Source organism: Streptomyces similanensis (assembly GCF_039543625.1).
Classification (GTDB): domain Bacteria; phylum Actinomycetota; class Actinomycetes; order Streptomycetales; family Streptomycetaceae; genus Streptomyces; species Streptomyces similanensis.
The window spans coordinates 15,720-27,502 of the sequence record NZ_BAABKC010000047.1 but is presented as its reverse complement, the minus strand read 5'-3'; the positions used below and the strand labels follow the sequence as shown (position 1 = coordinate 27,502).

Genomic DNA, 11,783 nt, shown 5'->3' with positions numbered 1-11,783 from the left:
CCCGTCATGAGCACCGACTCCCGCATCCGCACCTTCGGCACCCGCGAGGCCGGCCCCGGCCGTCCCGTCTACGTCACCGGCGAGATCGGCATCAACCACAACGGCGACGTCGACAACGCCCTCAAGCTGATCGACGTGGCCGCCGAGGCCGGCTGCGACGCCGTGAAGTTCCAGAAGCGCACGCCCGAGATCTGCACCCCGCGCGACCAGTGGGACATCGAGCGCGACACCCCCTGGGGCCGGATGACCTACATCGACTACCGCCACCGGGTGGAGTTCGGCGAGGACGAGTACCGCCTGATCGACGCCCACTGCAAGGAGAAGGGCATCGACTGGTTCGCCTCCCCGTGGGACACCGAGGCCGTCGCCTTCCTGGAGAAGTTCGACGTGCCCGCCCACAAGGTGGCCTCCGCCTCCCTCACCGACGACGAGCTGCTGCGCGCGCTGCGCGGCACCGGCCGCACGGTCATCCTCTCCACCGGCATGTCGACGCCGAAGCAGATCCGGCACGCGGTGGAGGTGCTCGGCAGCGACAACATCCTGCTCTGCCACGCCACGTCCACCTACCCGGCCAAGGCCGAGGAGCTGAACCTGCGCGTCATCAACACCCTGGAGAAGGAGTACCCGAACGTCCCGATCGGCTACTCCGGCCACGAGACGGGCCTGCAGACCACGCTGGCCGCCGTCGCCCTCGGCGCGGTCTTCGTCGAGCGGCACATCACCCTGGACCGCGCGATGTGGGGCTCCGACCAGGCCGCCTCCGTCGAGCCGCAGGGCCTCACCCGCCTGGTCCGCGACATCCGCACCATCGAGGCATCGCTCGGCGACGGCGTGAAGAAGGTCTACGACTCCGAGCGCGGCCCGATGAAGAAGCTGCGCCGCGTCACCGGGGTCGTCGCCGAGGCGGAGATCGCCGCCGCGGCGGGCGAGCCGGTCGCGGTCTGAGACCGGTCCGCCCGGTTCCCCCACGCGCCCCCGCCCCTTACGGCCCCTTACGACGGAACGGTCGTGCGTCGATGAGCCCCCACACCCTCGCCTTCGTCGAGAGCCCCGTCCAGCTCCTCAACGTCCTGGAGTGGGCCCACGCCCAGGGCCTCTCCCGCGCCCCAGGAACCCCACGGGACCCCTGGAGCCCGGGCAGCCCGGCGGATCCGTGGATACGGGGGGCCGGGGGAGCGGCGGCGCGGCCACCGGGGGACGGCGCGTCCGCCGAGGACGGCGCGTTCTCAGAGGGCGACGCGTCCGCCGCGGGGGGCGGGGAAGCCGGTGGGAGCAGGGACGCCGGTGGGGGCGGTGCCGATTCCGCCGGTACCGCCCCCACCGACCCCGTCAGTACCGGTACCGGTACTGACGCCGACACCTCAGATACGGCCGCACCAGCACCCGTACCGACACCAGGACCCGCACCGGCACCAGGACCCGCACCGACACCAGCGTCAGCACCAGTACCGGCACCCGTACCCGTACCCGTACCCGCGCCCACGAGCGCCCCGGAGCCCGGCGCCCCCGGCAGGCGGCCCGGCCGGCTGATCCCGGCCCAGTCGCGCCGACGGCCGGCCATGCCGACGACCGCGGCCCCCGGCCCCGGAGCGGGCCCCGAACCCCGCCCTCGCCCCCGCCTCACCCTCGTCGTCCTGTCCCCGACCGACCCGATGACCCGCGGCCAGCTGCGGCGGATGGCCGAGCTGGCCCGGGAGGAGGGCCACGAGGTCCGCTGGGAGGAGGCGCGCGGCGGCGCCGCCGCGCCGTTCAAGACCGTCGGCGGGCTCAGACGCCTGCTGCGCCGCGCGGAGCGGGTGGTGATGGGCGACCCCTTCTCGCGCTACGTGCAACTGCTGCTGACCATCACCAAGGCGCGTGACCTGGTGGTCGTCGACGACGGCACGGCCACCATGGAGTTCGTCGCCCAGCTCGCCCGCGGCGAACGCCTGGTGCGCTGGCACCGCAAGGGCGGCCGGCCCAGCCCGCGCGACCTGCTGTTCGCCCCCGTCTCCGCCACCGCCCGCCGCCGGCTGACCCCGGCGGCCGGCGGCCGGGGCCGCCGGGTGGAGGTCTTCTCCGCCATGCCGATCGACGACGTGCCGGACGGCGTGGGCGTCGGCGTGAACGACTTCGCCTGGACCCGCGCCCGCTTCGGCCCGCCCCGCCTCACCTCCGGCGCCGACCTGGTCGGCACGTCGCTGGTCGAGACGGGCGTGGTGGACGGCGAGCGCTACCTCGACGCCGTCCGCGCCCTCGCCGAGGCGCACGGCGCGACCCGCTACTTCGCCCACCGCCGCGAGAGCGTGGACAAGCTGCACCGGCTGGCCGTGGAGACGGGCCTGGAGGTGGTCCGCCCCGACCTGCCGCTGGAGCTGATCGCCCGCCGTGGCCCGATCGGCCGTACCGTCCTCAGCTTTCCGTCCACGGTCGTGCACACGCTGCCCCGCGCCCTGGCCGGCACCCCGGTGCGCGTCGCCGTCTGCGACATCGACCCGAGCTGGCTCACCGCGCACGCCTCGCCGCGCGCCCAGGGCTTCCTGTCCGGAGTCACCGGCACCGCCCGTGACGTGCACCGCCTCGCCCGGACGGGCCAGCCCGGCTGACCGGCGTGTCCGCCCCGTTCCGGGGTGGGCCGGGCAGGTCGTACCAGGGCGCCGGGCAGGTCGGCGGGCGCGCCGCGGGCGTCCGGCAGCTGAACAATTCGGGCGTGCACCCGGCGAAGCGTGGTATGCGTGGAGGAAAGAACAGTGGGGCGGGTGCCAAGGACGTGGCGGAAGGCCACTCCCGGGGATCCCGTGATCCGCTCGGCCGGCGAAGGTCGGCGAGTGTACCCAGCCCCGTCGACAGCCATGCGTCCGCGGCCGGTTTTTCTTCCCCTAACGGGCTGAACTTTTGTTGATCGAGGGTCAGTTGACCGCCCCGGCGTCATACCCTTCAGAGGGTGAAGCAACTGATGTCCCCAGAGCCCGAGGCCGATCTCCCCGCGGAAAACCGTCTCCCCGGCACGCTGCCGGAGGCGCTGTTCGCCGAACTCGTCGCGTTCCGCCGCGACCTGCACATGCACCCGGAACTCGGCAACCAGGAGTTCCGCACCACCGCCGCGATCAAGGCGCGCCTGGAGAAGGCGGGACTCGCGCCGCGGGTGCTCCCCTCCGGGACGGGAGTCGTCTGCGACATCGGTGACATCAGCGGCGCCGCCGACGCCGGCGCGCTCGGCGACGCCAGGGGCGAGGGCGGCGTCCTCGCCCTGCGCGCCGACATCGACGCGCTGCCCATCCCGGACAGCAAGACCGAGTGCCCGTACCGCTCCACGGTCCCCGACCGGGCGCACGCCTGCGGCCACGACGTGCACACCACCGTCGTCCTCGGCGCCGGGCTCGTCCTGGCCGGCCTGCACCGCGACGGACTGCTGCCCCGGCCGGTGCGGCTGGTGTTCCAGCCGGCCGAGGAGGTGCTGCCCGGCGGCGCCGCCGAGGCGATCAAGGCGGGCGTGCTCAACGGCGTGGGCCGCATCCTCGCCGTGCACTGCGACCCGCGGGTGGACGCCGGGATGATCGGTCTGCGGCAGGGCGCCATCACCTCCGCCTGCGACCGGCTGGAGGTCTCGCTCGACGGCCCCGGCGGGCACAGCGCCCGCCCACACCTGACGACCGACCTGGTCACCGCCGTCGCCCGGGTCGTCACCGACGTGCCCGCCCTGGTCGGCCGGCGCGTCGACACCCGCGCCGGACTCGCCGTGACCTGGGGCCGGATCGAGTCCGGGCACGCCCCGAACGTCATCCCGCAGCACGCCGAGCTGGCCGGCACCGTGCGCTGCCTGGACATCAACGCCTGGCGGCACGCGCCGGACATCGTGGTCGCCGCGATCGACGAGGTGGCCAATCTGCACAAGGCCAAGTCGGAGATCAACTACGTGCGCGGAGTGCCGCCGGTCGTCAACGAGGCGGAGGCGACGGAACTGCTCCGCGCCGCCATGACGGCCCGGCGCGGCGCGGACTCGGTCGAGGGCACCGAGCAGAGCCTCGGCGGCGAGGACTTCTCCTGGTACCTCGAGCACGTGCCCGGCGCGATGGCCCGCCTCGGGGTGCGCACCCCGGGCGAGCGGACCCTGCGCGACCTGCACCAGGGCGACTTCGACGCGGACGAGTCCGCGATCCGGGTGGGCGTGGAGCTCTTCACGGCCGCGGCGCTCCTGCACCCCGCGCACTGAGCCCGCCGGGGCCGGGACCCGGGCCGGGGGGAGGGGCCGGGGAGGGTGTTTCCTCCCCCTTCACCCGACCGCGACACCCGCCCGTCACCGGGGACACGCGGCCGTAACGGCCCGGCGGCACGGTTCGGTAACGGCCCGGAGAAAGTCCGTTCCCCCCTCCTTCTACGCGCGTTACTGTGCGCCGGATCGCCACCAGAGGCGGCACAGGGGAAGCGGGCCGGCGACGGCGCCGTGGGGCAAGAAGGGGTGCTTGCTGTGCGTACGAACTCCCGGAGGACCAGGTTCTCCCAGGCCGCGGTGGCCGTCGCGGTCCTCGCGCTCGCGGCCGCCGGCTGCGGCAAGTCCAGCACCGACTCCGGCGGCGACGGCGGCGGCTCCAGCGCGTCCGGCACGTACCAGGGCAAGGGCATCGGTCTCGCCTACGACGTCGGCGGCAAGGGCGACCAGTCCTTCAACGACGCCGCCTTCGCCGGTCTGGAGAAGGCCGAGAAGGAGTTCAAGATCAGCGGCCGGGACATCGAGCCGCAGGACGGCGAGTCTGACGCCGACAAGGTGCAGCGCCTGGAGCAGCTCGCCAAGAGCGGCTACAACCCGGTGATCGGCGTCGGCTTCGTCTACGCGCCGGCCGTCAAGGAGGTCGCGGCGAAGTACCCGAAGACCACTTTCGGCATCATCGACGACAACACCGTCCAGGCGGGCAACGTCGTGGACCTCGTCTTCCACGAGGAGCAGGCCTCGTACCTGGCGGGTGTGGCGGCGGCCAAGGCCACCAAGAAGAACCACATCGGCTTCATCGGCGGCGTGGACATCCCGCTGATCCACAAGTTCGAGGCCGGGTTCGACCAGGGCGCCCGCTCGGTCAACCCGAAAATCAAGATCGAGTCGCAGTACCTGACGCAGACCGCGCAGGAGGGCGGCTTCGCCAGCCCCGACAAGGGCAAGGACGCGGCCAACGCGCAGATCGAGAAGGGCGCGGACGTCCTCTACCACGCGGCCGGCCTCTCCGGGCAGGGCGTGATCCAGTCGGCGGCGGCGCACCAGGTGTGGGCGATCGGCGTCGACTCCGACCAGTACCGGCAGGCGGCGCTCGCCAAGTACAAGGACTGGATCCTCGGCTCGGCCCTGAAGAACGTGGGCGGCGCGGTGTACGACCTGTCCAAGTCGGTGGTGGACGGCAAGCCGCTGACCGGTGAGGTGCGCGGCGACCTGAAGTCGGGCGGCGTGGGCTTCGCCGACTCCAACCCGAAGTACCAGGCCATGAAGGACGTCGTGGCCGCCGTGAACCAGGCCAAGCAGGACATCATCGCGGGCAAGGTGACGGTCGACACGAAGTAGCGCCCCCGGGGCGTCCTCACCTGCCGCCCGCGCCCGTCGCGCGGACGCGGGCGGCCCCCGCGGACGCCCCGCCCCGAGGCCGCGCCCCCTCCCGGGCCGCGGCCCCTTGGCGGCGGGTGAGGCGCCGCCGGGCAGCTCCCGGCCCCGGCGCCAGGCCAAACCCGCCCTCCGCCCACCCGTCCGGAGTCCGCCCCCCACCCGTCCGGAGTCCGCCCCGCACCCGTCCGGAGCCCGCCCCCACCCGTCCGAAGCACGCCCCCCACCTGCCCGAAGCGCGTCCCCACCCGCCCGAGGGACGCTCCCCACCCGCCCCCAGGCCGCTCCCGCCCCGCCTCCACCGGGCCGGAGGCCGCCCCGCGCCCCGCCGCAGGCCGCGCCCCTTGCCTTCCGCAAGGCCGCCCTCTCTGTCCGTGAGGACGCCCCGTGCGTGCGGCCACAGGTCGATAACGGACCGGACAGAAGGGGTTTTCCGTCTGGTCTACGCGCGTTACGCTGCGGCGGAACCAGCGCCTGGTTTGGGCGCTTGCACAAAGGAGTCACGTTCCATGCGCCGGGTGTCCCGTATCGCGGTTGCAGGCGTTGCAACCGCAGCTCTCGCCGTCACCGTTTCCGCCTGCGGCAGCAGCTCGTCCAGCGAGTCGGCCGGCAATGGCGCCAAGAAGAACCTGGGCCTCGCCCTGGCCTACGACGTCGGCGGCAAGGGCGACCAGTCCTTCAACGACGCCGCCACCGCCGGCATGGAGAAGGCCGACCAGCAGTACGGCTACAAGAGCGCGGCCGTCGAGCCGCAGGACGGCGAGTCGGACGCCGACAAGGCGCAGCGCCTGGAGACTCTGGCCAAGCAGGGCTACAACCCGGTGATCGGCGTCGGCTTCGCCTACGCGCCGGCCGTCAAGGAGGTCGCGGCGAAGTACCCGAAGACCACCTTCGGCATCGTCGACGACAACACCATCAAGGCCGACAACGTCGCCGACCTGGTCTTCCACGAGGAGCAGGCCTCCTACCTGGCCGGCGTCGCCGCCGCCAAGACCACCAAGTCGAACACCGTCGGCTTCATCGGCGGCGTGGACGTCCCGCTGATCCACAAGTTCGAGGCCGGCTTCAAGCAGGGCGTCGAGGACACCAAGAAGGGCGTCAAGGTCAAGTCGCAGTACCTGACCGAGACGGCCGCCGAGGGCGGCTTCGCCAGCCCCGACAAGGGCGAGAACGCCGCCAACGGCCAGATCGACGCCGGCGCCGACATCGTCTACGCCGCCGCGGGCCTCTCCGGCCAGGGCGTGATCAAGGCCGCCAACGCCCACAAGATCTGGGCCATCGGCGTCGACTCGGACCAGTACAAGCAGGACGCGCTGGCCAAGTACAAGGACTCGATCCTCACCTCGGCCATGAAGGACGTCCAGGGCGCGGTGTTCAACCTGGCCAAGTCGGTCAAGGACGGCAAGCCGCAGACCGGCGAGGTGCGCGCCAGCCTGGCCACCGGCGGCGTCAGCCTGGCCGACTCCAACCCCGTCTTCAAGAACAACGCCGCCCTCCAGGCCGCGCTGAAGAAGGCCGAGGAAGGCATCAAGAACGGCAGCATCAAGGTCAAGACCTCCTGACCGACAGGTCACGGACCCGTCGCGACCGGTGCTGAACCCGTCGTAGGCATGGTCAAAAGAACGCTCCAATGGCAGCGTTACGGCCACGGAACGGGGTGCGGGCGGACTCGCCGACCCGCGCCCCGTTCGCGGCAGAATGCTCGGAACGGATCGAGAGAAAATGATCATCGATCGGGTCCGGGCACTATTTAAAGCAGGGGCGCTACGCGCGTAGAGAGGCCCCTTTCCTGAGGAGAGTGCGCCATCGACGCGTCCAGCAGCCCTCCGCTCACCGCTCGGTCGACCGTCGCGGTGGAGCTCGCGGGCATCACCAAGCGGTTCCCCGGAGTCGTCGCCAACCACGACATCCACCTGACGGTCCGCAAGGGCACCGTGCACGCCCTCGTCGGCGAGAACGGCGCCGGCAAGTCGACCCTGATGAAGATCCTCTACGGCATGCAGAAGCCGGACGAGGGCACCATCGCGATCGACGGCGAGCAGATCGCCTTCGGCAGCCCCGCCGACGCCATCGCCCGCGGCATCGGCATGGTCCACCAGCACTTCATGCTGGCCGACAACCTGACCGTCCTCGAGAACGTCGTCCTCGGCAGCGAGAAGCTCTACGGCATCGGCGGCAACGCCCGCAGGAAGATCAACGAGATCTCCGAGCGCTACGGCCTCGGCGTGCGCCCCGACGCCCTGGTGGAGAACCTCGGCGTCGCCGACCGCCAGCGCGTGGAGATCCTCAAGGTCCTCTACCGCGGCGCCACCACCCTCATCCTCGACGAGCCGACCGCCGTGCTCGTCCCGCAGGAGGTCGACGCGCTCTTCGACAACCTGCGCGAGCTGAAGGCCGAGGGCCTGTCCGTCATCTTCATCTCCCACAAGCTGGGCGAGGTCCTCTCCGTCGCCGACGACATCACCGTCATCCGGCGCGGCACCACGGTCGGCACCGCCGTCCCCGCCGAGACCACCCCCCGCCAGCTCGCCGAGATGATGGTCGGCAGCGAACTGCCCACCCCGGAGACCGCCGAGTCGACCGTCACCGACCGCCCGGTCCTCACCGTCGACAAGCTGCGCCTGGAGGCCGAGGGCGGCCGCGCCGTCCTGGACGACATCACCTTCACCATCCACGCCGGCGAGGTCCTCGGCCTCGCGGGCGTCGAGGGCAACGGCCAGACGGAGCTGATCGAGGCCCTCATCGGCCTCCAGCACGCCGACTCCGGCACCATCGCCCTGGGCGAGGAGGACATCACCCCCTGGCCCACCCGCAGGCGCCGCGAGTCCGGCGTCGGCTACATCCCCGAGGACCGCCACCGCCACGGCCTGCTGCTGGAAGCCCCGCTGTGGGAGAACCGCATCCTCGGCCACGTCACCGAGCGCCCCAACGCCAAGGGCTTCTGGCTCGACCCCCAGGGCGCCCAGGACGACACCCGCCGCATCGTCGAGGCCTACGACGTGCGCACCCCCGGCATCGACGTCACCGCCGCCTCCCTGTCCGGCGGCAACCAGCAGAAGCTGATCGTCGGCCGCGAGATGAGCCACAGCCCGAAGTTCCTGATCGCCGCCCACCCCACCCGCGGCGTGGACGTCGGCGCGCAGGCCGCGATCTGGGACCACATCCGCGAGGCCCGCCGCGAGGGCCTGGCCGTGCTGCTGATCTCCGCCGACCTCGACGAGCTGATCGGCCTGTCCGACACCCTGCGGGTGATCTACAACGGCCGCCTCGTCGCCGACGCCGACCCGGCCACCATCACCCCGGAGGAACTGGGCTCGGCCATGACGGGCGCCGCCTCCGGCCACCTGGAACACGAAGAGACCACCGACGAAGCCGCCGGTCCGGAGGACGAGGCCCGATGAAGAAGTTCGACAAGGAGCGGGTGCTCCTCGCGGTGGCCGGCCCGGTCATCGCGCTCGTCGCGGCGATCGTGCTGACCTCGGTCGTGCTGATCGCCTCGGGCAAGAGCCCGATCGAGCCGTACACGCTGATGCTCCAGCAGGCCGGCTACTCCGACGTCCAGGTGCTGATCCTGAACCAGGCGTCGATGTACTACCTGGCCGCGCTCGCGGTCGCCGTCGGCTTCCGCATGAACCTGTTCAACATCGGCGTCGACGGCCAGTACCGGCTCGCCGCGATGATGACCGCCGTCGTCGGCGCCCACCTCGCGCTGCCGTCCTTCCTCCAGATCCCCGTGCTGCTCATCGTGGGCATGCTCACCGGCGCCTTCTGGGCCGGCATCGCGGGCGTCCTGAAGGTCACCCGGGGCGTGAGCGAGGTCGTCGCCACGATCATGCTCAACTCCATCGCCACCAGCCTCATCGGCTACCTCACCCTCTCCGACGTGTGGGGCGTGCAGGTCGGCAACAACATGACGACCGGCGTCATGAAGGACTCCGGCTGGATCCCGGGCATCGACCTGGGCTCGGACGTCGGCGAGATCTACGGCCTGGTCTTCCTCGCCGTCGCCATGGGCGTCGTCTACTGGGTCGTCCTCAACCGCACCCGCTTCGGCTTCGACCTGCGCGCCACCGGCGAGTCCGAGACCGCCGCCGCGGCCTCCGGCGTCGACGCCAAGAAGATGGTCCTCACCGCCATGCTGATCTCCGGCGCGGTCGCGGGCCTGTCCGGCCTGCCGCTGCTGCTCGGCGACTCGCACACCTACAGCCTCAGCTTCCCGACCGGCCTCGGCTTCACCGGCATCACCATCGCCCTGCTCGGCCGCAACAACCCCATCGGCATCGCCTTCGCCGCGCTGCTGATCGCCTTCCTCGACAAGGCCTCTCCCGCCCTCGACTACGCCACCCCGGTCGCGTACGAGAAGGAGATCGCCACGATCATGCAGGGCCTGATCGTCTTCGCGGTCGTCATCTCCTACGAGGCCGTGCGCCAGTGGGGCCTGCGCCGCCAGCAGAAGCAGGTCGGCGCCGAACTCGCCGCGGCCGCCGCCCGGAACAACTCCCAGAAGAAGCAGGAGGTGGCGGCCCGATGACCACCGCGACCATCGCCAAGCCGCAGGCGAAGCAGCCCGGCAAGGGCAGCCGCCGGTTCTCCCTGCCGGTACTCCTGCTGATCATCGCGGGCGTCCTGGTGCTCACCTCCGCCGTCCGCCTGATCACCGGCGCCGACGAGATCACCTCCATCGGCCAGATGTCCACCGCGCTGCGCCTGGCCGTGCCGATCGGCCTGGCCGGCCTCGGCGGCCTGTGGGCCGAACGCGCCGGCGTCGTCAACATCGGCCTCGAAGGCATGATGATCCTCGGCACCTGGTTCGGCGCCTGGGCCGGCTACCAGTGGGGCCCGTGGACCGGCGTCCTGTTCGGCATCGTCGGCGGCGCGCTCGGCGCCCTGCTGCACGCCGTCGCCACCGTGACGTTCAACGTCAACCACATCGTCTCCGGTGTGGCCATCAACATCCTGGCCCTCGGCACCACCCGCTACCTGTCGAAGTTCACCTTCGAGGGCGTCCCGCAGGGCTCCTCCAAGCAGTCCCCGCCGATCGACTCGCTGGGCACCTTCGACATCCCCGGCCTCTCGGACTGGCTCGCCACCCTCAACGGCAAGCACTGGTTCCTGGTCTCCGACGTCGCCGGCCTGCTCGGCGGTCTGATCACCGACCTGTCGCCGCTGACCGTCATCGCCGTCGCCCTGGTCCCGCTGTCCTGGTGGGTGCTGTGGCGCACCGCCTTCGGCCTGCGGCTGCGCTCCTGCGGCGAGAACCCGGTGGCCGCCGAGTCCCTCGGCGTCAACGTCTACAAGTACAAGTACCTCGCCGTGATCATCTCCGGCGGCTTCGCCGGCCTCGGCGGCGCCTTCCTGTCGATCGTCGCCTCCAACGTCTACCTCGACGGGCAGACCGCGGGACGCGGCTACATCGGCCTCGCCGCGATGATCTTCGGCAACTGGATGCCGGGCGGCCTCGCCCTCGGCGCCGGCCTGTTCGGTTACACCGACAGCCTGAACCTGCGCGGCGGCACCACCAACGTCCACGCGCTGATCCTGCTGCTGGCGATCCTGCTGGTGTTCGGGGTCGCGTACCTGGTGTGGAAGAAGAAGCTGGTGCCCGCCGTCATCACCGCCGTCGTCTCGGCGCTGATGTTCGTCTGGTACGCCGGCACCGACGACGTGCCCAAGCAGGTCGTCACCGCGACCCCGTACATCGTCACCCTGCTGGTGCTGTCGCTGTCCGCGCAGCACCTGCGGATGCCGAAGGCGGACGGCCTGCCGTACCGGAAGGGACAGGGCAAGTGACGCGGGAGCCGGCGACGGTCGACTGGGACGCGCTGCGCGAGGAGGCGCGCGCGGCGATGTGCCGCGCCTACGCCCCCTACTCGGGCTACCCGGTCGGCGTCGCCGCCCTCGTCGACGACGGCCGCACCGTCACCGGCTGCAACGTCGAGAACGCCTCCTACGGGATCGGCCTGTGCGCCGAGTGCGGTCTCGTCTCGCAGCTCCAGAACAGCGGCGGCGGCCGGCTGACCCACTTCACCTGCGTGGACGGCCGCGGCGACATCCTGGTGCCGTGCGGGCGCTGCCGCCAGCTGCTGTACGAGTTCGGCGGCCCGGACCTGCTGCTGGAGACCCCCGAGGGAATCTGGCCGCTGTCCGCGATGCTGCCGCAGGCCTTCGGCCCGGACCACCTCGCCAAGTGAGACCGTGCGGCCCCTCCGAGCCCGTCCCG

At 71.8% G+C, this 11,783-nt stretch carries 10 protein-coding genes; 9 read left to right on the top strand and 1 reads right to left on the bottom strand.

The annotated features are described in order from the left end of the window. Nucleotides 1-6: 6 nt before the first annotated feature. The gene (locus ABEB07_RS17010; RefSeq protein WP_345669107.1) at nt 7-945 is read left to right on the top strand and encodes an N-acetylneuraminate synthase family protein; all 939 of its coding nucleotides are present in this window, start codon (nt 7-9) and stop codon (nt 943-945) included. Between the two features lie 384 nt (nt 946-1,329). On the opposite strand, the gene ABEB07_RS17005 is transcribed toward ABEB07_RS17010, so the two are convergent. Further along, entirely contained in the window at nt 1,330-1,455 is a 126-nt protein-coding gene (locus ABEB07_RS17005; RefSeq protein WP_345669152.1) for a hypothetical protein, read from the bottom strand. Between the two features lie 104 nt (nt 1,456-1,559). Here ABEB07_RS17005 and ABEB07_RS17000 point away from each other — a divergent pair, with 104 nt between their 5' ends. The 8 genes from ABEB07_RS17000 to ABEB07_RS16965 all read left to right on the top strand — a co-directional run bounded on the left by ABEB07_RS17000 (nt 1,560) and on the right by ABEB07_RS16965 (nt 11,754). Further along, nucleotides 1,560-2,585 (top strand): hypothetical protein, encoded by a 1,026-nt coding sequence (locus ABEB07_RS17000; RefSeq protein WP_345669146.1) that lies wholly within the window; start codon nt 1,560-1,562, stop codon nt 2,583-2,585. Between the two features lie 350 nt (nt 2,586-2,935). Further along, nucleotides 2,936-4,192, top strand: a complete 1,257-nt coding sequence (locus ABEB07_RS16995; protein ID WP_176152096.1) for an amidohydrolase — start codon at nt 2,936-2,938, stop codon at nt 4,190-4,192. A gap of 297 nt (nt 4,193-4,489) precedes the next feature. Continuing rightward, a complete protein-coding gene (locus tag ABEB07_RS16990; RefSeq protein WP_176152097.1) occupies nt 4,490-5,527 on the top strand; it encodes a BMP family lipoprotein in 1,038 nt (345 codons plus the stop codon). A gap of 545 nt (nt 5,528-6,072) precedes the next feature. Next, complete coding sequence (locus tag ABEB07_RS16985) at nt 6,073-7,125, top strand: BMP family lipoprotein (RefSeq protein WP_164584039.1); 1,053 nt, start codon at nt 6,073-6,075, stop codon at nt 7,123-7,125. Nucleotides 7,126-7,416: 291 nt separating this feature from the next. Continuing rightward, nucleotides 7,417-8,964, top strand: coding sequence for an ABC transporter ATP-binding protein (locus tag ABEB07_RS16980; RefSeq protein ID WP_345669106.1), 1,548 nt, complete (start codon nt 7,417-7,419; stop codon nt 8,962-8,964). Further along, on the top strand, nt 8,961-10,094 hold the full coding sequence (locus ABEB07_RS16975; protein WP_345669105.1) for an ABC transporter permease: 1,134 nt from the start codon (nt 8,961-8,963) through the stop codon (nt 10,092-10,094). Before ABEB07_RS16980 ends, ABEB07_RS16975 begins: the two co-directional genes overlap by 4 nt. Beyond that, the gene (locus ABEB07_RS16970; protein ID WP_164584037.1) at nt 10,091-11,353 is read left to right on the top strand and encodes an ABC transporter permease; all 1,263 of its coding nucleotides are present in this window, start codon (nt 10,091-10,093) and stop codon (nt 11,351-11,353) included. The genes ABEB07_RS16975 and ABEB07_RS16970 overlap by 4 nt, the downstream gene beginning before the upstream one ends. Then, a complete protein-coding gene (locus ABEB07_RS16965) occupies nt 11,350-11,754 on the top strand; it encodes a cytidine deaminase (RefSeq protein ID WP_345669104.1) in 405 nt (134 codons plus the stop codon). The genes ABEB07_RS16970 and ABEB07_RS16965 overlap by 4 nt, the downstream gene beginning before the upstream one ends. Nucleotides 11,755-11,783: the final 29 nt, after the last annotated feature.

Bases quoted from the DNA above. Each gene is read 5' to 3' on its own strand.
- ABEB07_RS17000 (WP_345669146.1), top strand. From the start codon at position 1,560: ATGCCGACGACCGCGGCCCCCGGCCCCGGAGCGGGCCCCGAACCCCGC.
- ABEB07_RS16985 (WP_164584039.1), top strand. From the start codon at position 6,073: ATGCGCCGGGTGTCCCGTATCGCGGTTGCAGGCGTTGCAACCGCAGCT.
- ABEB07_RS16995 (WP_176152096.1), top strand. From the start codon at position 2,936: ATGTCCCCAGAGCCCGAGGCCGATCTCCCCGCGGAAAACCGTCTCCCC.
- ABEB07_RS17010 (WP_345669107.1), top strand. From the start codon at position 7: ATGAGCACCGACTCCCGCATCCGCACCTTCGGCACCCGCGAGGCCGGC.
- ABEB07_RS16970 (WP_164584037.1), top strand. From the start codon at position 10,091: ATGACCACCGCGACCATCGCCAAGCCGCAGGCGAAGCAGCCCGGCAAG.
- ABEB07_RS16975 (WP_345669105.1), top strand. From the start codon at position 8,961: ATGAAGAAGTTCGACAAGGAGCGGGTGCTCCTCGCGGTGGCCGGCCCG.